The sequence below is a fragment of the Streptomyces sp. NBC_00016 genome (genome assembly GCF_045040885.1).
In the GTDB taxonomy this organism is placed as follows: Bacteria; Actinomycetota; Actinomycetes; order Streptomycetales; family Streptomycetaceae; genus Streptomyces; species Streptomyces coriariae.
The window spans coordinates 6686077-6709296 of record NZ_CP108304.1 but is presented as its reverse complement, the minus strand read 5'-3'; the positions used below and the strand labels follow the sequence as shown (position 1 = coordinate 6709296).

Genomic DNA, 23220 nt, shown 5'->3' with positions numbered 1-23220 from the left:
GCCGGCCCGGCGAGCCCCCACGGTCTGTGCTCTCGGGAGGACCTGCCATGACCGCCAGTCTGGAGCAGCTGCGCCGCTGCCACTTCGCCGTCGACCTGGGAGCGGCGCGGACGCGGGTCTACGTGAAGGGGGCCGGGCTCGTCGTCGACCAGCCGTCCGCCGCGGCGGTGAACACCCGCACCGGTGCGCTGATCGCGGTCGGCGAGTTCGCCGAGAAGATGACGGGGCGCACGCCGCACTACATCCGCGTGGTGCGACCGGTCTCCGGCGGCACGGTCGTCGACATCGAGATGGCGCAGCGCATGCTGCGCCATCTGCTCGGCGACAAGGTCCGCCGTCAGCTGCGCCGCAAGCCGTTCCTGCGCGCCGCCGCCTGCACCCCGCACGACGCCGACCCGCTCGCCCAGCGCGCCGCGATCGAGACCCTGGTGGGCCTCGGCGCCCGCCGGGTGGAACTCGTCGACACCCTGATCGCCGCCGCCGTCGGCTGCGGGCTGCCCGTCGAACGCCCCGAGGCCACCATGATCATGGTGTGCGGGGCGGCCGCCACCCAGGTCGCCGTCCTCTCCCTCGGCTCGATCGTGACCGCCGAGCGGATCCCGGTGGGCGGTGAGGCCGTGGACCACGCGATCGTCCAGCACCTGCGCCACGAGCACGAGTTGATGCTGCCCAGCCAGTCCGTCCGGCCCCTGCAGGTCGCCCTCTCCGGCAACGGCCTCACCCCGCAGGGCCCCGCGTCCACCGAGATCCACGGGCGGGACGTCGCCACCGGCCTCGCCCGTTCCGTGCAGGTCGACACCGCGGCCGTACGGGACGCGATCGAGACCCCGCTGACCGCCGTGCTCGACGGCATCGGCAGGGTGCTGCGCGAGTGCCCGCCCGACCTGGTCGCCGACCTCGCCGACCGCGGGATCATGATGGTCGGCGGTTCCGCCCTGCTGCCGGGCTTCGACCAGATGCTGCGTCAGGCCACGGGGATGCCGGTACACATCGCGGAACGGCCCGACATCTGCGCCGCCCAGGGCCTGGGCGCCATGCTGGAGGGCAAGATCGAGCCGCTGACCCTGGACCCGCTGGGCGCCTGAGCCCGGGGACCGGGCACCGTGACCGGCCCGCCGCCCCCGCTGCGCGCCGTCCTCGGCGTCGGCTCCGAGCTCGAACTGCGCGCCACCCTCCAGCGCGTCGTGGACGCCGCCGCCGAGCTGACCGGCGCCCGGTACGCGACCCTCACCACGACCGGCCCCGGCCGCGAGGACCGCACCGGCGTCCACACCGCCGGTCCGTCCCGGGCCCCGCACGTCCCCCAGGGGCCGGGCACGTGGGAGCTGCCGATCGATGTGGACGGCGAGCCGTTCGGCCGCCTCCACCTGGCCGAAAAGGAGGGCGGGGGGCGGGAGTTCACCGCCGAGGACGTCCGGCTGCTGCACGTCCTCGCCGCCCGGGCGGGTCTGGCGATCGGCAACGCCCGCCGGTACGAGGCGGCCCGCCGGCGCGAGCGCTGGATCGAGGGTGCCGCCGCCGTCACCACCGCGCTGCTCACCGGCGGGAGCGCCGCCGACGCGCTGCTGACGGTCGCCGAACGGGCCCGCCATTTGGCCGACGCCGCCGCGGGCGTCGTCCTGCAGCGCACCGAGGACGGCGGCATGGAGATCGTCGTCGCCGCCACCGACGAAACGCCCGCCGACCCCGACGCCCGTGTGGGCATCGCCGACCCCGGTGACGCGGGTGACATCGTCGGCGCCACCATCCGGCCGGGCAGCCCGGTGCTCGTCCAACTCCTGGGCGGTGAGCCGGTGTTCATCGACGACTCGGCGACCGACCCCCGGATGACGACCCATGTCCGGCACCGCTTCGGCCCCAGCATGATGCTGCCGCTCCAGGCCGACGGACAGCTCATCGGCACGCTCGCGCTCCCCCGCCGGCGCGGCGACCTCCCGTACACGGAGGTCGAGAAGCTGCTGGCCGTCCAGTTCGCCTCGCAGGCCGCCGTCGCCCTGGTCCTCGCCGACGCCCGGCACCGCCGCGAGCGTCTCGCCGTCTTCGAGGACCGCGACCGCATCGCCCGTGACCTGCACGACCTGGTCGTCCAACGGCTTTTCGCCACCGGGATGATGCTCCAGGCGGCCCGGCGCGGGACCGCGCGGGAGACCGACCGACAGGTCGACGAGACCCTCGGCCGGGCGGTGGACGAACTCGAGTCGACCATCCAGGAGGTCCGTACGGCGATCTTCGCGCTCCAGCAGCCGCCCGCCGAGGCACCGACGACCTTCCGCGGCCGGGTGCTGCGCGAGACGGCGGGCGCGGCCGCCCTCCTCGGCTTCCAGCCGTCGACCCGGTTCACCGGTCCGGTCGAGAGCCGGATCCCGGAGCGGACCGCCGGGCATCTCCTCACCGCCCTGCGCCGCGCGCTGGCCGCCGCGTCCGGCCGCCCGGACGTCTCCCGCGTCGAGGTGGCGATCGACGCGACGGCCGCCCTGCCCGACGGCCGGGCCGGCGTACGGCTCACGGTGCACGACGACGGGAGCGCCGGGGGCACCGGGGACGACGGGACGACCGTGACGTGGCAGGCGCCGGTGTGAGCGCGACCTGCGTCCCTTGCCACCCCAGAACTCCTTCGTTAAAATACGATTGCTGTATGCAAATAGAATTTCGATCGGCAAATCGGGGTTACGCGGGTCCCGCAGAGCTTCGCTCAGAGCGTTTATCGGAACACCGGGGGGATTTAATTGGGGGGTTTCCGCAGAGCCGACCGCGATCGGGCCGTGTGCATCACCGGAATGGGCTGGACCACAGCGCTGGGTGACGGTCTCGACGAGGTGTGGCAGCAGCTGACGAGCGGGCGCGTCGGCATCCGGGAGTCGGCGGGTGACGGCCGACCGCCCGCCGCCCTCCTGACGGACGGAGGTCCGGACGGCGGGCCGACCGGCGGGCCGACCAAGGCTCCGTCCGAGCGGCAGATCTCGCTCGCCGTGACCACCGCGTCCGCCGCCCTGCGCGACGCGGGCTGCCCGGCCGGGGACGTCGACACGCTGGTGCTCGGCAGCAGCCTCGGCCCGCACCTGGACGACGCCGCCGGAACCTCGCCGCACACCCTGACGTCCGCCGTCGCCGACCGGCTGGGCGTGGCCCGGTCCGCGTCGGTGAGCACCGCCTGCTCCTCCGGCGCCGACGCCGTGCTGGCCGGTGCGGCCCTGCTCACCGGCGGCGAGGCGGACCGCTGTCTGTGCGGCGGCATCGACCTGCTCACCGAGGGCAAGCTCCTCGGACACCGGGCGCTCGGCACCCTCTCCGCGTCCGGCACCGTCCGCCCCTTCGACACCGACCGGGACGGCACCCTCTTCGGCGAGGGCGCCGGCTTCCTGCTGCTGGAGACCCGGGCCGCGGCCACCGCGCGCGGCGCCCGGATCCTGGGCGAGCTGCGCGGCTGGGGCGCGTCCAACGACGGCACAGGGCCGACCGCCCCCGACGAGACCGGGGCCGGCGCGGTCCTCGCCGTCCGGCGCGCCCTGGCCAGGGCCGGGGCCGACGCCCGGGACATCGCGGTGATCAACGCCCACGGCACCGGCACCCGCGCCAACGACACGGCGGAGGCGGCGTGTTACGGCACCGTCTTCGGCCCGAAGTCGGAGGCGGTGGTGTTCGCCACCAAGCCGGCCTTCGGCCACACCCTCGGCGCCACCGGCGCCCTGGAGGCCATCGCCCTGCTCCTCGCGCTGCGGCACGGCAGCGTGCCCCCGCTCCCGCACACCCGCACCGTCATGCCGGAACTGGCCCTGCCGCTGGCCGCGGACGGCCCCCGGGAGTTCACCGGCTCCCTCGGCATCAGCCTCACCCTCGGCTTCGGCGGCTTCAACACCTGCCTGCTGCTGGCGGCCGACGAGCCGCGGCCCGCGGTCGGGGGCGCCGCGTGAACCCGGCGCAGTGGTGCCCCGCGGGAGCCGTGATCACCGGCTCCGCCCTGGTCGAGACCGACGACCCGGGCACGGTCGGGCGCCGCGTCCCCGGGGTGTACGCCGACCCCGTGGCCTGGCTGATGGCCGAGACCGTGGCGGCCGCCCTGGAGAACTGCGGCGACGCCGCGCCGAGCCGTCCCGAGGAGGTCGGGGTCATCGGGGTGAGCGAGCGGGCCACGCGCCACACCCTGCGCGCGCTCGCCGAGTCCGTCCCCCGCGGCCGGATCTCCCCCATGCGGTTCGCGGGCGCCGGAGCGGGCTCGCTCGTCGGAGTCGTCTGCTCGGCGTTCGGCTTCCACGGGCCGGTGTCGATGCTGCCCATGCCCCTCACCCCGGCCGTGCCGCTCACCAGAGCACTGTGCGGCGACTGGCTGCTCGGCGACCCGCCGAGCGCCGCACACGTCCTGGTCGTCACCCACGAAGTCGACGACGAAGGCAAGCACCGGGCGCACTGCCTGGTCGTCAGTGGGCCGACGCCCACGCGGAGGCCCCGGAGAACATGACCTCGCAGAACACCACCCCACGGAACACGACCGTCCCGAGCGCGACGTCACCGATCACGGCACCGCCGAGCGCGATCTCGCCGAGCGCGGCGTCACCGCACCTGGCCGATCCGCTCCTCGACCCCGCCGTCGTCGGCGACTTCCTCGGCCGTGTCGAGGAGCTGTCCCCCACCGAGGATCCGGGCGGCCCGGCCGGGCTGCCCGCCCTGATCGACCGGTTCGCGGCCCTGCCGGCCCCGCCCGGCGCCGTCGTCGTCATCGCGCTGCCGAACGGCATCCGGGCGCTGCGGTTCTTCTTCGCCGTCGCGCTGGCCGGACACACCCCCGTGCTGCTCTCCCCGTCCACCCCGGTGTCCCGGGTCCGCGAGGTGGCGCGCGAACTGGGCGCCTGCGCGCTGGTCAGGGCGGCCGTCCGGGCCGACGCGTACGGCGTCACCGACGTCACCCGCACCGGCGGCGCCGACGTCGGCCTCTTCACCGGCCGGCCGTATCTGCACCACGGGCCGGGCCACGTGATCCTGATGAGCTCCGGCACCTCCGGCATGGCCACCGGATGCCTGCACGGCATCGACGCCCTGCTGCGCAACGCCCGCCGCCACGGCCGCTCCCTCGGCCAGCGCGCCGCCGACACCACCCTGGTCAGCCTGCCCGTCTACTACTCCTACGCGCTGGTCGCCCAGGTCCTCGGCGGCCTCGCGCACGGCTCGCGGCTGGTCATGGCGGGACCGCCGTTCTCGGTGGCCGACTACCTGGCCACGGTCGCCGGCCGGGGCGTCACCCTCTCCTCGCTCACCCCCAGCCTGATCAAGTCCGTGGTCACCGCGGGCGGCGAACTGCCCGCGCCGCTGCGCACGCTGACCGTGGGCGGCCAGGCCCTCGACCCGTCGTACGTCTCCCGCCTGCTCAAACTCAACCCCGAGCTGGGCCTGTACATCACCTACGGGCTGACCGAGGCCGGACCACGGGTGTCCACCCTCGCCGCCCACCGGGAGCCCCCGCACCGGCACGGCTCGGTGGGGCTGCCGCTGGACGGCGTCGAGGTGCTCACCCGGCCCACCGACACCGGGGAGCGGGAGCTGCTCGTGCGCTCCGACACCGTCTACCGCAGGCGGGTCGGCGAGCCCGCGCCGTCCAAGCGCGGCGATCTGATCGAGCCCGGCCTGCTGGCCACCGGCGACATCGGACACGTCGACGACGACGGGTACGTGTACGTGCACGGCCGCTCGTCGGACTTCGCGATGGTGCGCGGCGAGAAGGTGTCGACGGCGACGGTGCGCCGGGCCGCCGAGTCGCTGCCCGGGGTGGTCCGTGCCGCGACCAGGATCGCCGTCGTGGACGACGACTCCGCCGTCCTCGAACTCGACGTCTTCGTCGACGACGCCGTACCGCCCTCCGAGGCGGAGATGCGGCGGCACCTGCGGTCCCTGCTGACCCGCAACGAACTGCCGCTGACGGTCCGGATCCGGTCGCTGCGCGCGGGCGAGCACCACAAGTGACGGGCCCGGAACCGCTCACCCTGTACTGCGTGCCGCACGCCGGCGGCTCCGCGCGCAGCTTCGTGCGCTGGCGGCGCGAACTGCCGGCCGGGCTGCGCGCCCGGCCGCTGGAGATCGCGGGCAAGGGCCTGCGCTCCCGTGAGCCGCGGGCGGCGACCCTGCGGGCGGCCGCCGCCGACCTCGCCCTCCGGCTGGACCCGCCGGGCCGGTACGCGCTGCTCGGGCACAGCATGGGCGGCCTGCTCGCCTACGAGACGGCTCTCGCCCTGCACGGCCTGGGCCGGCCCGCGCCCGAGTTCGTCGTGGTCGCCGCCGCCCGGCCGCCACACCTCCTCGGTACCTCCTCCTACGGCCCCCTGCTCGCCCTGGACGACGACGCCCTGCTCGACGCGCTCGCGGAGAACGGCCGGATCCCGATGGAGGTGCGCCGGTCACCGATGCGGCACCAGTTCGTGCCGGTCATCCGCGGCGACCTCGCGCTGCTCGCCGGCCACCGCCCCGACCCCGAGCCGTGGCCCCTGCCGAGCGACCTCGTCGCCTGGTACGGCGACGGCGACGCGGACACCCCGCCCGAGGTGATGGCCGGCTGGCGGCACTACACCCGGCGCACGCACGTCGGCGAGGCCTTCGCCGGCGGCCACTTCTTCCTCCATGAACGCTTCGAGGAGGTCGCGGCCCGGCTGCTCGGCCTGGCCGCGCAGCAGCGAGCGGACCGCTGACCGAGACCGGTCGGCGGCCCGCTCGCGAGAGGCGGTGCCAGGAGGGGGATGCCGGAGAAGCGGCGTCAGCACTGGTCAGTGCCGGTCACTACGGGTCAGGGCTGGTCAGTGCTGGTCAGTGCTGCACCGGACAGCCGTTCCCGCCGCCGCGCACCGGGGCGTCGGTGTCGTGCCGGGTGCCGAGCAGCCAGTACGCGTCCTCCGCCGCCCGCCACAGTTCCGGAAAGAGCGCCAGCTGCGAGCGGGCCTCCAGCGTCGCCAGGGACCGGCCGCCCAGACTCTGCGGCAGCTCGAGCTCGTCGTCGCCCTCCTCGTTCCCCTTGCGCAGCCCGGGCTGGCCGCCCAGCTGCGACCAGACCATGATCAGGTGGTGCTGCTTCCAGCCGAGGACACTGCCGTCCAGCCGCAGCATCGCCTCCCGCACCAGGGCCAGCGACTGCGACCCGGACGAGCGGGGGCCGTCGTAGCCGTCGTCCTGCTGGGCGATCACGTCCTGCAGGGACAGCCCGGCGCGCTCCACCGCCTGCTCGTAGGCCTTCCAGACCGGACGGGCCACCCGCCGCAGGTTGCGGTAGCCGGGCGAGTCCAGGCCGGTGGCGTCCTCGGGGAGCGCGTTGCGCATCATCAGCAGGCTGTGCTGCGGCAGGTGGTCGGTGAGCAGCCGCACCGCCTGGACGGTGACCTCGCTGAGCCCGGTGGCCCGGTCGAACATGCGGACCGCCTGGTGGTACCGGTCGTCGTCCAGGTGGCCGATGGCCCGGCGCAGCTCGTAGTGGACCTGTACCCAGGCGTACTCGGTGATGAGGTGGGTGACCTGGAAGAACCGCTGGTCGGGGTGTTCCGTCTCGCTCTCCGGGACGAGGGCGCCGAGAGCGTCGGTGAGATGCAGGACGTTCTCGTAGTTGCTGCCCCGGTCGAAGTCGTAGGAGAGCAGGGCGTTGGGCTCGTCCGGGTTCAGCGAGCGCTTCACCGGGTCTCCTCTTTGGTGTACTCGACCAGCCAGTGGCCGGGCAGCTCGAACTTCGTGGAGTCGGTGAGGGTGAGTCCGACGCCGGCGCCGAGGTCGCGCAGGTCGTCCATGCTGCGTTCACGGCCGCCGAGCAGGACCAGCATCAGCAGGTCGGCATAGCTCGCCATCACGGGGTCCTTGCCGCTGTCCAGCAGCCGCTCGACGACCACGACCCGCCCGCCGGGGGCGAGCGCCGCCGAGCAGCGGCCGAGGATGCGGGCGGCGTCCCGGTCGCTCCAGTTGTGCAGGGTGTTGGCGATCAGGTAGACGTCGCCGCCGGCCGGAACCGGCTCGAAGAAGCTGCCCGCGACCAGCTCGCAGCGGTCGGACACCGGGGCGGTGACCCCGCCGGCCTCGTCGATGACGCTCGGCAGCTCCAGCAGCGTGCCGCGCAGCGCCGGGTGCTCGGTGAGCAGCTTCAGCAGCAGGGAGCCGTTGCCGCCGCCGACGTCCACGACGTGCCCCACCGACGCCCAGTCGTAGATACGGGCCAGTTCCGGCACGAGCCGGTCCGCGATCCGGGCGATGCCCGTGTTGAAGGACTTCTCGATGTCGGGGTGCGCCTCCAGGTCCTTCCAGAAGGGCCGCCCGTGCGCCTGCTCGTACACCGGCAGACCGGTGCGCACGGCGTCCATGAGCCGGCCGACGGCCGGTTCGAAGCGGGCCTCCATGGGCCGGCTGGGGTCCTCGTAGTCCAGCCAGCGGCGCAGATTGCTCGGGTGGTCGCCGAGCAGCACCCGGCCCACGTCGGTGAGCTCGTACGTCCGCTGCCGCGACGCGCTGTCGGTCGTCTCCTCGAAGAGGCCGAGGAGGCTGACGTAGTGCAGGACGCGGCCCAGGGACTGCTCGTCGGTGCCGGTCTCGGCGGCCAGGGCGGCCGCGGTCCGGTGCCCCTGCTCGACCAGGTCGGGCAGGCGGAGGGTCGCGGTCACCCGCACGGCGGTGGGGGTGAACCCGGAGCCCAGGGCGAGGATCGTGTTCAACGGGTCTTGGCGGAACACCAAAAGCCTCCAGTCGTTCTCGTTCGGTCGGTCGTTTCGCCGGGCGTTCCGGTGGAAATTCAGGGAGTGCTTTCGATCTCGTCCAGGGCGTCGAGGAACCGTACGAGGTCCTTTTGTTCGCCGAGCGATGTACGCAGGTAGCCGGGAAATCCGAACAGTCCCGCATTGCGAACGAGAATGCCGAAATCGGCGGCGAGACGATCCTGCGCGCGGGCACAGTCCCGGGCCGCGACGGCGACGAAGTTGGTCACGGAGGGCAGATGGGCGCGCCCGCGCCGGTCCAGCTCGCCGATGAACCAGCTCCGCCGCTCGGCGGTGGACCGGCGTACCCCGTCGACGAAGTCGCGGTCGCCGAGGGCGGCGGTCGCGGCCGCCTGGGCGAGCCGGTTCACGCTGAAGGGCAGGGCGCGCAGGGTCCCCCGCAGCCCGGCGATCAGCTCGGGCCGGCCGACGGCGTAGCCGACGCGCAGCGCGGCCAGGCCGTAGGCCTTGGAGAAGGTGCGCAGCGCGACGACGGGCGCGCCCTCGTCCAGCAGTTCGCGGGTCTGCGGGGTGTCCGGGTCGGCGAACTCCATGTACGCCTCGTCGAAGACCAGCGGGACCCCGCTGCGGCCGGAGGCGTCGACCAGCGCGGCCAGTTCCCGCCGGGTGAGGGCCGCGCCGCTGGGGTTGTGCGGGTTGCACAGATAGCCGATCCCGTGTCCGGGCAGCCGCGCGGCGAAGGCGGCGGCGTCGACGGCGGTGCCGCTCAGCGGTACGGCGGTGCAGCCGCGCCCGGTGAGCTCCAGACAGGCCCGGTAGCCGGGGAACGTCCCGTCGGTGACGAGCCCGGGCAGGCTCCGGTCGCCGAGGGTGAGGGCGGTGGCGAGGACCAGCTCGTCACTCCCGTTGGCGACGGCGATGTGGTCCGGGCCGACACCCCAGTGCGCGGCGAGCGCCCGCACCAGTTCCTGCCGCTCGGGGTCCGGGTAGACGTTGACCCGCCCCAGTTCACGCTCGGCCGCCCGCACGGCCGCCTTGCTGGCGCCGTGGGGACTCTCGCTCAGGTGCAGCCGGATCAGGTCGTCGGCGCCGGGGACACTCGTGTTGAACGCCTTGCCGGCGGCCGGGGCGGCCTGTCCCGCGGCCGGGGTCACAGGCTGTCCCCCAGGAGGACGCCGAAGCAGTAGCTGCCGACCTCCGCCTCGAGGGTCAGGAAGCAGTGTTCGCTGCCGGCCGGGATCCGCATGACGGCCGGGGAGAGCAGTTCATGGCGTCCGCCGTCGAGTTGGACCTCGATGCGGGCGCCGCCCTTGTTCGGGGAGACCAGCAGGTAGAGCTCGTCGACCGGGTGGGTGTGCGGTGCGGCGACCGGTTTGCCGACCAGGGCGCTGAGTTCACCGCCGGCGAGCTGCACGGGCAGGCCGCCGAACATGTCGGCGGTGAGGTAGAAGGGCGCGGGCTGGTGATGCCCGGCCACGGCGAGGGGGATGGGCAGATCCTCCACGATCTCGGGGCCGGCGGGACATCGCTCGCTCATCACTGGGCCTCCAGGACGAACAGGTAGGTGTGGGGGGCGCCGAAGGGAACCGTGCGGCGCAGGTGCAGCCCGCCCTCGTGGAAGAGGTCCTCGTACTCCTCGCGCGTGTAGACCGGGACGCCCATCAGCGCGTGGGCGAGCTCGAAGCCGCTGGAGAAGACGGGCAGCGTGTCCTTCTCCCCGCGCGGGCGGACGGTGGTGTCGGCGAGCAGGAAGGTGTGCGCGCGGGGGAACGCCTTGCGCAGCGCCGGGATGACGTCCGTCCGGGTGGTGGGGTCGACGAGCAGGTCGTGCAGGAACATGAAGCTCATCGCGACGTCCACCTGGTCGGCGCCCTCGATGCGGCGGCCCCGGAAGAGGATGTCGAGGACGTCGGCGCAGATCGGCTGGACGCGGTCGGCCAGCTCGTGCCGCTCGACGGTGCCGGCCGCCAGCGCGGTGGCCGAGGCGCTGATGTCCAGGCCCAGACCGCGGGCGCCGGGGCGGGACTTGACGAGGCGGCACACGCGTTCGCTGATCCCGCTGCCGAGGTCGGCGATGACGGAGAAGTCGAGTGCGGCGATCTGCTCGTCGAGCAGGTTCCGCATCAGGGCCATGTCGGCCTGGGCCGAGCCGAGCGCCACCATGGCCTCGTCGCGCAACACGTCCTTGCCGAAAGCGCGTTCCCCTCGCGCGATGGACGCGGCGTTGGCGAAAACGTCGTGGTAGCCGCCCACGCCCCAGGTGAAGAACCCTATTTTCCGGCGGAGGTCGCCCCAGGCCGGCGTGGGTGTCACCCGGTCGTCGAGGACGTCGAGATACCCGAAAGCCTCCGCCGCCGACAACAACTGGCGGAAAACCCTTTCGTCCAGCTGTCGGCGCCAACAGTACTCGCGTACGTCTAGCCGGTCGGTCGCATCGAACCAGGCGAAAAGCCCCAGTTGCTCCAGGGCGAAAACGACATGTGTGGAGATGAATCCGTTGAAGGCGGTGTCGGCATCGAGCGGGGTGTTCGCGGCGCCCTGCCATTCGGCGGGACGGAAAACGCTTTCACCCAACTCTTGGAGGCCGTCACGGGAAAGGGGAGCAGTCACGAGAAGTGCCTTCCTTGTTTCGGTCGAATGCCGAGCTCCGGTCGAGCCGACGTCGAGCCTGCATTGAGCTGACGTTGAGCCGATGCCGAGTCGAATCGGCGGCGACCGGTTACACGCGGGGCGAGGTGGCGGCGATACGTTCCACCGCCACCGCCAGTTCGCGCACGGTGGGGTGGTCGAAGAACAACCGGTTGGGCAGCCGGACACCGAGCTTCCGGCGCAGCCGCATGAGCACCTGCGTGGCTTTCAGGGAATGACCGCCCGCCTCGATGAAGGGGGTGTCGTCATCGAAGTCGTCATGCCCGAGGACCTCGGTCCACGCGGCTCTGACCTGGTCTTCCATGGCCTGCGCAGACGGTGTCACGGGCGGTTCGGAAGGCAGTCCGGAATGCCGCCCGGAAGGCAGCCCCGAAGATGGCCCGGCATACGGATCCGGACGTGTTTTCACGCCGTCGTCGCTCAAGAGAATTCCCCCGTGTCATGACGGATCACGGTCGATCGCCCCGGATGCGGAGCAGCCGTGGAACGGCCACGCCCATGGGCGTGGCTAGGTGAAGCTTCAATTGTTTTCCCCCGTAAAAACGGACGCTCCACCGGCGGGTCAAACCGGTTCGGTCCCTGAGGTGATTGCTCACCTGGCGGCAGACTGCCGATATCGGAGAGTAGGCAGCGGCCATCGAGCCAGTCAAGGGTCGAATGTCGGCCAGCCAGCACCGGGATGACCTTTGGCCAACACTTCAACGCTGGGTGTAAACCCGCCCCGCGATTCACTTGCATCGGCCATCCGGTTGGCCGAAAAGCGGGTTGACGGCCGAAACTCGGCACCTCTACGGTCGATGAGTCGATTGTGAACGCAGTATTTCAAGGGTTGCGTTCGAGGCCGACATCAACCGGCGTGACAGGGGGAATGATGTACGCCGCAACGGGGGAGACAGAACCGGTCGACCAACCGGTTCCATATTCCGTCAGAGTCCTTTTCGAACTCCGATGATCCTTGGATCGGTGACCACCTGACCCGTGGCCGCCTGATCTCTCAAAGGCCGTAGCCGGCCTTTTTCCATCATTCACACGGTGTTGTCTACCGCTGCCCGCCGCACGGCGCACATCTGTGCGCACACCCGTGCGCGCACCGCTGGACGGGCAGCGGCATTCGTCACGAGATGCATCAAGGAAGCGCGTTGAGGCATGCGATTCTGGGCGCCGGGGGAGTCGGGCTCGCCCTCGGAGCGGCGCTGGCCCGTGCCGGCCACGAGGTCGTGCTGGTGATGCGGGAGTCCTCACGAGCCCGCTACCGCGGCGTGATCGACGTCCACAGCAAACTGCACGGCGACCTCGCCGTCGAGGCGCGCGCGGTGGAGCGGCTCGACGAGCCGGTCGACGTCCTGTGGGTGACGGTGAAGGCGCCCGCGCTGGACGCCGCCCTGGCCCGGGTCGCCCCACGGCTGACCCCGGACTCGGTCGTCCCCCTGCTCAACGGACTCGACCATCCGCGATCGCTGCGGACCAGGTTCGGGCCCCGCCAGCTCGTCGGCGCGATCCTCATCGAGGCGGAACGCACCGCGCCCGGCCGGGTCACCTGGAACTCCCTGTACGCGGAGGTCAGCCTCGCCACCACCGACCCCGACCGCGCCGGGGACGGTCCCGAAAGGGGTGCCGGCACCGGCGGCCGGCGGCTCGGCGGGCTCGCCGAGGTCCTCGCCGACGCCGGTCTCGGCTGCACCCCGGAGCGGGATCCGGCGAGCGTCCTGTGGCGCAAGCTGGTCCTCCTGCTGCCGTTGGCGCTGGCCACCACCGCGGCCGACGGCCCCCTCGGCATCGTCCGCCGACGGCCCGAGCTGTCCGCCCTGCTGCGCGACGCGGCCCGGGAAGCCTGTGCCGTCGCCGCCGCGGACACCGTCGTCGTCGACGACCGGAACCTGCTGCACACCCTGGACACCCTGCCCGGCCGGACCGACACCTCCCTGCACCGGGACGTCGCCGCCGGGGTCCGGCCGACCGAACTCGCCGCGCTCACCGAGCCGGTGCTGCGCCGCGCCCGGGACCACCACGTGGCCGTACCCGCGCTGACCGAACTGGCCCGCAGGGCCGCGGAGCGGGAGCGGCCGACGGAAGTTCCCGCACCGCACCGATCCACCTATCGCAAGGGAGAAACGTCATGACAGTCGGTTCGGGCGAGACACTGGACGAAACCCTGGAAGCGACCCTCAAGGAGATCCTCGTCGAGGACCTCTTCCTGGACGTGCCCACCGAACGCATCGGGGACGACGACGGCCTCCAGGACGTGCTGGGCCTGGACTCCCTCGGCTTCGTGGAGCTGCGCGCCCAGTGCGAGCAGCGCTTCGGCGTGGCCATCACGGACGCCGAGTTCACCCCGCTCCACTTCCACTCGGTGCGCACGGTGGCCAACCTGGTGCGCACCCTGCGTACGGGCACCGCCGGCGAGCACCTGGCGGTCCCGCAGTGAGGGAACCCGCCTCCTCCGAGCAGATGGACGTCTGGCTCGCCTGCCAGCGCGAACCGGAGTCCGACCGCTACAACGTCACCGTCGACCTGGAGTTCACCCCGACCGTCGACATACCGGCGCTGCGTGCCGCACTCGGCGATGTGCTGACCGCCCACCCGGCCCTGCGCTGCGCCTTCGCCACCGAGGGCGGCGAGCTGTGGCGCACCGCCGAGACCGACCCGCCGATGGCGTTCGTCACCGACCGGCTCCCCGGCCGCTACGACCGTGCGCAGGCCCTCGCCCGCGCGGTCGTCGCCGGCCGCGCGCCCTTCGACCTGGCCACCGCGCCGCTGCTGCGGGCGACGCTGCTGGCCGGGGAGGGCGGCGCGCTGCTCGCCGTCACGATGCACCACATCGTCTCCGACGGCTGGTCCAGCCGGATCCTCGCCGAGGACCTGGTGACGGCGTACCGCGCCCGGACGACGGGTGGCCAGGTCCCGGCTCCGCGCCCGTCGTCCGACATCGATGCCGACATCGATGCCGAGACCGGTACGGGTGCCACCGCCGCCGGTGCTGGTGCCGGCGCTGGTGTTGGTGCCGAGGCCGGCGTCCACGGCGATCGCGACGCCGCCGATGCCGACGCCGATATGGATGCCGACGCCGACGCCGACGCCGAAAAGTACTGGACCTCCGTCCTGCGCAACGCCCCCGCCTCCCTCGCGCCCCCGCACGACCTCGTGCCGGAGGACGGTTTCCCCGGTCCCTCCGGCCGGGTGGAGGTGCTCCTGCCCGCCGAGGTGCACGCGGGTGTCCAGGCGCTCGCCGCCGCCGAACGCGGCTCCCCCGCCGTCGTGCTGCTCGCCGCCTGGTCGGTGCTGCTGCACGCGTGGGCCGGGGAGTCCGAGGGCACCTTCGGCATGGTCTTCGCCGGCCGCCGATACGCCGACGCCGAGCGGGTCGACCTGTTCAGCCGGGCGCTGCCGATGCGTGACCGGATGTCCCTCGACGACCGCTTCCTGGAGGTGGCGGCCCGGCTGCGCGAGCAGATGCTCGACGCGATGGAACACGCCCACCTCCCGGTACGGCGGCTGCGGGCGATCCGCAGCGCGCAGGCCGACGGGCCGGGCGTCGAGCGGACGGTGTTCATGTACACCCCCGCCTACGAGGACGAGTGGCAGGCCGGAGAGGTGAGCGTCCGCCGCTTCGACCACCCGGACGAGACGACGAAGTACGAGTTCTCGGTCAACGTGCTGGAGGGCTCGGCCGGTACCCGGCTGTGCGTCTACTACGACACCGCCCGCTACCTCCCCGCCACCGCCGAGCTGTTCGCGGGGGAACTGCGCGAGCTGCTGGCCCGCGCCGTGGCCGCCCCGGACAGCACCTGCGGCGATCTGATCGCCGCCTGCGACCCGGGTCTGTCCGAGGTCGCCGCGCACGGCGCGCCCGTCGCGTCACCGGCGCCGAGCATCCCCGGGCTGGTCCTGCGGCACGCCGCCGACCGCCCGGACGCCATCGCCGTACGCCACGGCGAGCGCACCCTCGCCTACGGCGAACTCGCCGGCCGCGCCGGCGAGGTGGCCGGCTGGCTGCGCGACCGGGGTGTCGGGCCCGGCGACACCGTGGCGCTGCTGCTCGCCCCCGGCGTCGAGACCCCGGTGTTCTGGCTGGCGTCCGCCCTGGCCGGCGCCGCCTACCTCCCCCTCGACCCCGCCTATCCGCAGGCCCAGCTCCAGCTGATCGTGGACGACGCCCGCCCCGCGGTCCTCGTCGTCGACCCGGACTGCGGACAGACCCTCGACGTGCCGGAGGGCACCGCCGTGCCGGTCGACGAGGCGCTCGCGCGGGCCCGCGGCCGGTCCGCCCCCGAGCTCGCGTACGACGACACCGCGACCCTCTGCGTGCTCTACACCTCCGGCACCACCGGCCGGCCCAAGGGGGTCGTGCTGCCGCACCGCGGGCTGGCCCGGCTCTTCGTACGGCCCGACTTCCTCCCGCTGGACGAGACGGACGTCGTCGCGCAGCTGTGCCCGCTCAACTTCGACGGCGCCAGCTACGAGATCTGGGGCGCCCTCACGCACGGCGCCCAGCTGGTCGTCCTCGACAAGCACCTGGTGCTCAGCCCCCGTGAGATGCGGACGGTGGTCCGCGAGCGCGGGGTGACCACGCTGCTCGTGACGACACCGCTGCTCAACCGGATCATCGAGGACGCCCCGGACCTGCTCCAGTCGCTGCGGCGGGTGTACTTCGGCGGCGAGCTGATCTCCGTGCGGCACATGCGCCGTGCGCTGCGCTGGTCCCGGCCGGGCGTCCTGCTGCACAGCTACGGCCCCACCGAGAACTCCTTCACCTCGACCTGGTTCCCGATCACCGACCTCGCGCCGAACGCCAGGACGGTCCCCATCGGCCGACCGGTGCCCGGCACCGAGGTACGGGTCGTGCAGGAAGGCGGCACCCGTCCGGTGCCGCGCGGGGTTCCGGGCGAACTGCTGCTCGGGGGCGCGGGATTGGCCGACGGCTATCTGAACGCGCCCGGGATGACGGCGGACCGGTTCGTCACCGACGGCCCGACCCGCCTCTACCGGACCGGTGACCGGGTGCGCTGGCGCCCCGACGGCCTGCTGGAGTTCATCGGCCGCAACGACAACCAGGTCAAGATCCGCAGCCAGCGCGTCGAACTCGGCGAGGTGGAGGCGGTGTTGGACGCGCACCCGGCCGTCGGGTCGGTCTTCGTCACGACGCGCGTCAACCGGCGCGGCGAGAAGGAGATCGTCGCCTACGCGGTGGCCGCGCCCGGCACGGACGCCGACGAGCTCGGCCGGCACGCCAGGCTGCGGCTGCCCGCCTTCGCCGTACCCAGCCACCTGCTGCTGGTCGGGGAGCTGCCGCTCACCCCGACCGGCAAGATCGACCGGCGCCGGCTGCCGGACCCGGAGCAGGCGACCGGGTCCGCCCGGCCCGACCCCGCTCCGGCCCCCACGGCGGCCCTCGCACCGGAGCCGCCTTCGGTGGCATCCGCGACCTCCGTGACGGAGGGCGTGCGGGCCGCCTGGCGGGCGGTGCTGGAGCACGACGGCTTCGGGCCCGACCGCAACTTCTTCGACGCCGGCGGCCATTCGCTGCTGCTGGTGAAACTGCGGGAGCAGCTGCGGCTGGCGACCGGAGCCGACATCCCGGTCATCGACCTGCTGCGCCATGTCACGGTCCGCGAGCAGGCCCGTCTGATCGCCACGGCCCACCGGCCCGTGGGCGGGACGGCGGCCCCGGCCGCCGTCGTGTCCCGACGGCCCCTCGCCGGCGCGCCGTCGAGGCCGGCCGGCACGGCGCCGGTGTCGGCTCCCGGTCCGCGGATCGTCGCCCTCTCCGCGGCCACCGCCGAGGCCCTGCTCGTCGCCCGTGAGCGGCTGGCCGCCCATCTGGAGGCGAACCCGGACCTGGCACTGGCGGACGTGGCCCACACGCTGGAGGTGGGCCGTCGGCACTTCGGTCACCGGTGTGCCGTCGTGGCGTCCGACCCGGCCGAGGCGGTGCGTGCCCTGCGCGCCCCGCACACCGCGACACCCGCCGCCCCCGGTGCGCCCCCGGCCGTGGTGTTCGCCTTCGCGGACAGCCCGCCGGACGGCACCGGCCGGGCCGCCGAACCGCTCACCCGCCAGCTGCGCCTGGCCGGCCGGTTCGCCGAACGGGGCGTGACCCCGGCGGCGGTGTACGGCGTGGGAACGGGCCGTTTCGCGGCCGCGGTGGTGAGCGGCGCGCTCACGGCCGAGGAGGGCGAGGAAGGCGTACGGCCGGCCACCGACGGGGCCGGCGCGCGCATCCCCGTACCCCGCCGCCCCGCCCTGCTGTGGTCCACCGCGCTGGGTCCGCTGTTCCCCGACGGGCCCGCCCCGCAGGAACAGCACCTGTCGGCCGAGGCCGAGCCGGCCAAGCTGCTCCGGACGGTCTGTGACCGGCTCGGCGAGGTGGCCGTCCTCGACCTCGCGGCCGAGGACCCCGACGAGCGGGGCCTGCTGACGGCCCTCGCGGCCCTGTGGTGCCAGGGCGCCGAGGCGCGGCTGACACCGGCCGGCCCGGCCCGTCGTCTGCGTCTGCCCGGCCACCCCCTGTCCTGGGCGTCTTCCGCGTCCCCGCTCTCCGTACATTCCTGAAGGAAGGTCCGCATGCCGCACGTACGTGGCGAAGCCGCCGTTCTCGTCGAACCCGGGCGCCTGGAGGTGGCGGAGGTCGCCTTCCGGGAGCCGGCCGAGGGCGAGGTCCTCGTCCGCAACACCGTGGCCGCCATCTGCGGCAGCGATGTGCACCGGGTGCGCGCCGAGTCCCCCTTCTTCCGGGACATGCGCGACCACCCCTACCCCTGCCCGGCGGGCTACCCGGGGCACGAGGGCGTGGGGGAGGTCGTCGAGAGCCGGTCGGCCCGCTTCTCGCCGGGCGACCTGGTGCTCACCGTGCCCAACCACGCCTACATGGCGTCGTTCGCGCGCTACCAGACGATCGCCGACCGGTTCCTGCTGCCGGTGAAGGGCACCGGGGCGCCGACCGTCCAGCTGATGGCTCAGCAGCTCGGGACCGTCGTCTTCGCGCTGAAGCGGTTCTGGCCGGAGCCCGTGCCGCAGGGGTCGACGGCCGCCGTCGTCGGCGTGGGCTCGGCGGGGCTGCTGTTCCAGCAGCTGCTCAAGCACCGCGGGTTCGAGAAGGTCGTCGCGGTCGACCTGGAGCCGGGGCGGCTGGCGGTGGCCCGTTCCCTCGGCGCGGACGCGACCGTGCACGTGCCCGGGCAGAGCGCCGAGGAGGTCGTCATGGAGGCGACCGGCGGCAAGGGCGCCGACCTGGTCGTGGAGGCGGCCGGCACCGACGGAGCGCGCGAGCACGCGATGCGGATGGTCGGCCAGCACGGCCGGCTGGGCTTCTTCGGCATGCCCGAGGACTACGACATGCGCATCCCGTACGCCCATCTCTTCGTCCGCCAGGCGCAGTTGATCACCGCGGTCGGCGGGGCCCAGCTGGAACCCGGGCTCCCCTCCTTCCGGACCGCGCTGGAACTGATCGGGGACGGCTCGATCCGGGTCGACGACCACATCACCCACACCTTCGACATCAAGAACATCGCCGACGCCTTCGACCTCGCGCACAACCGGCAGGACGACGTCGTCAAGATCGCGCTCACTTTCGGCTGACGGGAGGACAGGCATGTCGGAACTGGCCAAGCACTCGGCCCCGGTGGCCGTCATCGGCGTCGGCGGCCGCTTCGCCCGGGCGCCCGACGTAGGGGCGTTCTGGGACAACCTCGTCGCGGGCCGGGACTGCTTCCGGCGGGAGCCGGTCCCGGTCGTGGAGGACCTGGGCGAGGACCGGCTGCGGGTCCACTCGTGGGGGACCGCCCCGCACCGGGACACCTACGACCACACGCTCGTCGGCGTCGAGGGGCTGGACCCGCAGCACGGCATCCTGCAGGAGTCGCTGTGGCAGGCGGCGGAGGACGCCGGGGTCAGGCTGTCGGCGATCGCCGACCGGACCGCCGTCTACGCCGGCTGCGCCCGCACCAAGCATGTGCCGCGGGCCGCCTTCGACGACGTGGTGCAGGTCGACCCGACGTTCGCCGGGCCCTACTTCTCCTATCTGCAGGACCTGTGGGGCGAGTCGTTGATGCTGGACTCGGCGTGCGCCACCTCCACGGTGGCCGTCCAGCTCGCCTGCCAGAGCCTGCGCTCGCACGCCTGCGACTACGCGCTGGCCGGGGCGGTGGCGATCCAGGAGGACGCCGACGGCTCCTACCTGCGGACCCCGCGCAGCATCTACTCCACCGAGGGCATCGTGCGTCCCTTCGACCGCCGTCACAACGGCGTGGTGCCCGGCGACGGCTCCGGGGCCGTCCTGCTGCGCAGACTGGACGACGCCCTGCGCGACGGCGATCCGGTCTACGCCGTCATCCGGGGCGGCGCCGTCACCAACGACGGGCGGGCCAAGCCCGGTTTCGTCATCCCCGGTGTCGACGGCAAGGTCCGCGCGGTGCGCCGGGCGCTGGAGGCGGCGGGGCTGACCGGGGCCGATGTCGACTACGTCGAGACGCACGGCGTCGGCATCCCCCTCAACGACCAGATCGAGGCGACCGCCCTGATCGAGGCCCTCGGCACCGACGGGCCGCCGGTGGCGGTCGGCTCGGTGAAGGCCTCCGTCGGCCACTGCGACACCGCCGCCGGCATGGCGGCCCTGATCAAGACGTGCCTCGCGATCGACCGCGGCTTCCTGCCCGCGACCCCGAACACCGAGGTCCCCATCGAGGAGTTCACCGGGCGCGGCGAACGCTTCGGCATCCTCCCCGAGGGCCGCCCCTGGCCCACGAACGGCCGCCCACGCACGGCCGGCCTGATGTCGGCCGGCGTGGGCGGCACCAACGCCTTCCTCGTCCTCGAGGAAGCCCCGGCCCACTGACACCGGGCCACTGACGCCGACCCACTGACCACTCATCAGTTTCCGTTTCCCTTACCGAGGAGCACGCATGTCCGTCACCGCCGACCTCTACATCGAGGTCAAGAACTTCTACGCCCGCCAGATGCGCGTCCTGGACGACCTGGACATCGAGCGTTTCACCGCCACCTTCACCGAGGACGGCTCGGTCGCCCACCCGCACCGCGGCGAGAAGGTGGAGGGCCGCGAGGCGATGCGCACCAAGATGAAGAGCATGCTCCCGATGTACGAGGGGCTCGTCACCCGGCACTGGTTCGACCACTTCCTGATCGAGCAGACCGAGGGCGACGGTCTGCGCGTCACCTACTACTCGCTGGTGACCCAGACGAACACGCAGGACGAGGTGCACTTCTTCTCCTCGTCCAGCGTCGAGGACCAGATGGTGCGCGAGGAGGGTGAACTGCGTATCCGGGAGCGGGTCATCCACCGCGACAACCCCAAGTACGGCCGAGTGATCTGACCCCGCCCACGCATCCGTGAACCGCCGAAGGAGGGCAGAGCAGATGGCAGAGCAGAGGGCAGATCAGCCGGTGGAGCAACCGGCGGGACAGTCGGCGGAGCAGCCCACGGAGTCCTGGGAACCGCCGCCGGCCGAGTGGAACGACACGGCGCGGCCGTTCGAGGACCAGGTCAGCATGATCGACCTGATCGAGCGGCGCGTCCGGGAGTCCCCCGACGCTCCCGCCGTCCGCCTCGGCGAGGGGGAGGTCAGGACGTACGCGCAGCTGTGGGCCGACTCGGGCCTGCTCGCCCGGTTCCTCGCCGGTCACGGGGTGGGCCGGGGCGCGTTCGTCGGCATCCTGCACGAGAACTCGTGGGACAGCGTGCTGGCGGTCGTCGGTGTGCTGCGCACCGGCGCCGCCTACGTGCCACTGGACGCGCGCTGGCCGGCCACCCGGATCGCGGCGCCGCTACGTCAGTCGGGCATCGGCTGGCTCGTCACCGGCCACGCCCTGGCGCGCCGCGCGGAGGAGGCCGGGCAGCTCGCGGGCTCCGGCGTGCGGCTGGTCTGCACGGATCTGCGGGCCGCGGCCCCGGACCCGTTGGACACGGAGACGGTGGGCCTGCTGTGGGACACCGTCGCCGAGGACGAGGACCTGGCCCGGGCCTCGGGCTTCAACCAGAACCCCGGCGACGGGATCTCCGCCGCGCAGATCGACACCTATGTCTCGCACGTGCGCGACCTGGTGCTGTCGGCGGCTCCGACGGTGGAGCGGCCCAGGGTCGTCGAGGTGGGCTGCGGTGCCGGTCTGATCGCGGGTGCGCTGCGGGACCGGGTGGCCGGTTACACGGGCGTCGACGTGTCGGCCGTCGCGCTGGAGCGGGCGGGGCGGGAGGCCGGCGAAGGAGCACGGTTCGTGCGGGCCGCGGCCGCCGACCTCGGCCGGGTGGTGGCACCGGCGAGCGCGGACGTCGTCCTGCTCGCGAGTGTCGCCCAGTTCTTCCCCGGGTTCGAGTACCTGCGGTCCGTGCTGCGGGACGCCGTGGGCGCCCTGGCGCCGGGCGGGGCGGTGGTGCTCGCGGACCTCGCCGACCTCGCGGAGCCGGGCGAGGGACCCGACTCCGGTCATCTGCGGGTGCCCGCCGAGTGGTTCGGGCGCCTCTCCGCCCAACTCGGTCTGCCGGTACGGGCGGAGATCCACCGACGCGGTGGGGACGGCTGGCCGCCGGTCCTGCGGGACCGGTACGACGTCGTCCTGCGCCTCGCGCCGCACGACACGGCCACCCCGTACGCGCCGGTGATCAGCGCCTGGAGCGACGTCGAGGAGGCCCGCGCCCTGCCGCTGCCGGCCGGCCCCGGCGCCGACGACACCGCGTACGTCATCTTCACCTCGGGCTCCACCGGCGTACCGAAGGGCGTGTCGGTGCGCCACCGCAGTGCCGTCAACGTCATCCAGTGGGTGAACGAGACCTACGCGGTGGGTCCGGACGACTGCCTGCTGTGGGTCACCGCGCTCACCTTCGACCTGTCGGTCTACGACCTGCTCGGCGTGCTCGCGGCGGGCGCCAGTCTGCGCGTGGTCCCCGCCGCCGAACTGTCCGACGGCGAGCGGCTGCTGGACATCATGCTGCGCGAGCCGATCACCTTCTGGGACTCGGCGCCCGCCGCGCTCGGCATGGTGATGTCCTTCGCCGACGGGCCGGACGGGGCGGACGGGGCGGATGGGACGAGCGCGACAGGCGCGACGGACGGGACGGGCACGACGGGTGCGACGGCGGACGGCGGGCCGGTGCCCAGCCTGCGGCTGGTCTTCCTCAGCGGCGACTGGGTACCGCTGGCCCTGCCCGGCCGGGTCCGGGCCCGCTTCCCGCGGGCCCACGTCGTGGCGCTGGGCGGCGCGACCGAGGCGACGATCTGGTCCAACCACTTCGACGTCGGCGAGATCGACCCGGCCTGGACGAGCGTCCCGTACGGCAAGCCGATCCAGAACGCCCGCTACTACGTCCTGGACGGCGACCGCAAACCGTGTCCGATCGGCGTCGAGGGCGATCTCCACATCGCGGGTGTGGTGGTGGCCGACGGGTATGTCGGCGATCCGGAGCTGACGGCCGCGAAGTTCACGGCCGACACGGTGAGCGGCCTGGCGGACGAGTCCATGTACGCCACGGGCGACCGGGCGCGCTGGATGGCCGACGGCAACCTGGAGTTCCGGGGCCGCCGGGACGACCAGGTCAAGGTCCGCGGCTACCGGATCGAACTGGGCGAGGTGCTGGCCGCCCTGCGCCAGGTGCCGGGTGCGGTGGACTGCGCGGTCACCACGCTGCGGGGCGACGACGGCCCGCAGATCGTGGCGGCCGTGGCGGTGGGGGGATCGGAGCCCTCGCCGGGCGGCGGGTTCGTCCGCCGCCACCTCGCGCAGAACCTGCCCAGCTACATGCTTCCGGAGCATGTGCTCGTCCTGCCGGCCCTGCCGGTCGGCCCCACCGGCAAGGTCGACCGGGAACGGCTGGCCCGGCTGGCCGCCCGCCCCCGGGACCGCCGACGGACCTGAGAGCCGAGCGGGCGGGACACCCGGCGAGCCGAGCGGGGCGGGACACCCG

General features: G+C 73.3%; 19 protein-coding genes. 13 read left to right on the top strand and 6 right to left on the bottom strand.

Annotated elements, in window-relative coordinates:
* Positions 1–47: 47 nt before the first annotated feature.
* From OG933_RS29665 to OG933_RS29640, 6 genes are all read left to right on the top strand, one after another.
* Positions 48–1085 carry a rod shape-determining protein gene (locus tag OG933_RS29665; protein ID WP_267020095.1) on the top strand — a complete coding sequence of 346 codons (1038 nt, stop codon included), beginning with the start codon at positions 48–50 and terminating at the stop codon, positions 1083–1085.
* An 18-nt stretch (positions 1086–1103) separates the two neighbouring features.
* Positions 1104–2579, top strand: coding sequence for a GAF domain-containing sensor histidine kinase (locus tag OG933_RS29660; protein ID WP_405629744.1), 1476 nt, complete (start codon positions 1104–1106; stop codon positions 2577–2579).
* Between the two features lie 183 nt (positions 2580–2762).
* Positions 2763–3911 (top strand): beta-ketoacyl synthase N-terminal-like domain-containing protein, encoded by a 1149-nt coding sequence (locus tag OG933_RS29655; protein ID WP_405629741.1) that lies wholly within the window; start codon positions 2763–2765, stop codon positions 3909–3911.
* A gap of 29 nt (positions 3912–3940) precedes the next feature.
* The gene (locus tag OG933_RS29650) at positions 3941–4456 is read left to right on the top strand and encodes a hypothetical protein (protein WP_362529501.1); all 516 of its coding nucleotides are present in this window, start codon (positions 3941–3943) and stop codon (positions 4454–4456) included.
* Positions 4453–5952, top strand: coding sequence for a class I adenylate-forming enzyme family protein (locus OG933_RS29645; RefSeq protein ID WP_405629739.1), 1500 nt, complete (start codon positions 4453–4455; stop codon positions 5950–5952). The genes OG933_RS29650 and OG933_RS29645 overlap by 4 nt, the downstream gene beginning before the upstream one ends.
* Complete coding sequence (locus tag OG933_RS29640) at positions 5949–6671, top strand: thioesterase II family protein (RefSeq protein WP_405629737.1); 723 nt, start codon at positions 5949–5951, stop codon at positions 6669–6671. Before OG933_RS29645 ends, OG933_RS29640 begins: the two co-directional genes overlap by 4 nt.
* A 115-nt stretch (positions 6672–6786) precedes the next feature.
* Here the strand turns inward: OG933_RS29640 and OG933_RS29635 are convergent, their stop codons facing one another.
* From OG933_RS29635 to OG933_RS29610, 6 genes are all read right to left on the bottom strand, one after another.
* On the bottom strand, positions 6787–7641 hold the full coding sequence (locus OG933_RS29635) for a hypothetical protein (protein ID WP_020126994.1): 855 nt from the start codon (positions 7639–7641) through the stop codon (positions 6787–6789).
* Positions 7638–8681: a methyltransferase gene (locus OG933_RS29630; RefSeq protein ID WP_362529492.1), complete on the bottom strand. Its 1044-nt coding sequence runs from the start codon at positions 8679–8681 to the stop codon at positions 7638–7640. The genes OG933_RS29635 and OG933_RS29630 overlap by 4 nt, the downstream gene beginning before the upstream one ends.
* A 59-nt stretch (positions 8682–8740) precedes the next feature.
* Entirely contained in the window at positions 8741–9817 is a 1077-nt protein-coding gene (locus tag OG933_RS29625) for a histidinol-phosphate transaminase (protein ID WP_362529489.1), read from the bottom strand.
* Positions 9814–10200 (bottom strand): cupin domain-containing protein, encoded by a 387-nt coding sequence (locus OG933_RS29620; RefSeq protein ID WP_362529487.1) that lies wholly within the window; start codon positions 10198–10200, stop codon positions 9814–9816. The genes OG933_RS29625 and OG933_RS29620 overlap by 4 nt, the downstream gene beginning before the upstream one ends.
* Positions 10200–11273: an SAM-dependent methyltransferase gene (locus OG933_RS29615; RefSeq protein WP_362529485.1), complete on the bottom strand. Its 1074-nt coding sequence runs from the start codon at positions 11271–11273 to the stop codon at positions 10200–10202. The genes OG933_RS29620 and OG933_RS29615 overlap by 1 nt, the downstream gene beginning before the upstream one ends.
* A 109-nt stretch (positions 11274–11382) precedes the next feature.
* Positions 11383–11637, bottom strand: coding sequence for an acyl carrier protein (locus OG933_RS29610; protein ID WP_405629733.1), 255 nt, complete (start codon positions 11635–11637; stop codon positions 11383–11385).
* A gap of 814 nt (positions 11638–12451) precedes the next feature.
* Between OG933_RS29610 and OG933_RS29605 the strand changes: the two genes are divergently transcribed.
* The 7 genes from OG933_RS29605 (at position 12452) to OG933_RS29575 (ending at position 23171) form a co-directional block, all read left to right on the top strand.
* Positions 12452–13432 (top strand): ketopantoate reductase family protein, encoded by a 981-nt coding sequence (locus tag OG933_RS29605; RefSeq protein ID WP_405629732.1) that lies wholly within the window; start codon positions 12452–12454, stop codon positions 13430–13432.
* Complete coding sequence (locus OG933_RS29600) at positions 13429–13737, top strand: acyl carrier protein (protein ID WP_020127001.1); 309 nt, start codon at positions 13429–13431, stop codon at positions 13735–13737. Before OG933_RS29605 ends, OG933_RS29600 begins: the two co-directional genes overlap by 4 nt.
* A complete protein-coding gene (locus tag OG933_RS29595; protein WP_405629729.1) occupies positions 13734–17861 on the top strand; it encodes a non-ribosomal peptide synthetase in 4128 nt (1375 codons plus the stop codon). Before OG933_RS29600 ends, OG933_RS29595 begins: the two co-directional genes overlap by 4 nt.
* Before the next feature lie 12 nt (positions 17862–17873).
* Positions 17874–18887: a zinc-binding dehydrogenase gene (locus OG933_RS29590; protein ID WP_267020082.1), complete on the top strand. Its 1014-nt coding sequence runs from the start codon at positions 17874–17876 to the stop codon at positions 18885–18887.
* A gap of 13 nt (positions 18888–18900) precedes the next feature.
* Positions 18901–20142 (top strand): polyketide synthase, encoded by a 1242-nt coding sequence (locus OG933_RS29585; protein ID WP_362264737.1) that lies wholly within the window; start codon positions 18901–18903, stop codon positions 20140–20142.
* A 67-nt stretch (positions 20143–20209) separates the two neighbouring features.
* The gene (locus OG933_RS29580) at positions 20210–20638 is read left to right on the top strand and encodes a nuclear transport factor 2 family protein (protein WP_362529473.1); all 429 of its coding nucleotides are present in this window, start codon (positions 20210–20212) and stop codon (positions 20636–20638) included.
* A 43-nt stretch (positions 20639–20681) separates the two neighbouring features.
* The gene (locus OG933_RS29575; protein ID WP_405629726.1) at positions 20682–23171 is read left to right on the top strand and encodes an AMP-binding protein; all 2490 of its coding nucleotides are present in this window, start codon (positions 20682–20684) and stop codon (positions 23169–23171) included.
* Positions 23172–23220 lie beyond the last annotated feature (49 nt).

Bases quoted from the DNA above. Each gene is read 5' to 3' on its own strand.
- OG933_RS29665 (WP_267020095.1), top strand. From the start codon at position 48: ATGACCGCCAGTCTGGAGCAGCTGCGCCGCTGCCACTTCGCCGTCGAC.
- OG933_RS29645 (WP_405629739.1), top strand. From the start codon at position 4,453: ATGACCTCGCAGAACACCACCCCACGGAACACGACCGTCCCGAGCGCG.
- OG933_RS29620 (WP_362529487.1), bottom strand. From the start codon at position 10,200: ATGAGCGAGCGATGTCCCGCCGGCCCCGAGATCGTGGAGGATCTGCCC.
- OG933_RS29600 (WP_020127001.1), top strand. From the start codon at position 13,429: ATGACAGTCGGTTCGGGCGAGACACTGGACGAAACCCTGGAAGCGACC.
- OG933_RS29590 (WP_267020082.1), top strand. From the start codon at position 17,874: ATGCCGCACGTACGTGGCGAAGCCGCCGTTCTCGTCGAACCCGGGCGC.
- OG933_RS29585 (WP_362264737.1), top strand. From the start codon at position 18,901: ATGTCGGAACTGGCCAAGCACTCGGCCCCGGTGGCCGTCATCGGCGTC.
- OG933_RS29580 (WP_362529473.1), top strand. From the start codon at position 20,210: ATGTCCGTCACCGCCGACCTCTACATCGAGGTCAAGAACTTCTACGCC.
- OG933_RS29575 (WP_405629726.1), top strand. From the start codon at position 20,682: ATGGCAGAGCAGAGGGCAGATCAGCCGGTGGAGCAACCGGCGGGACAG.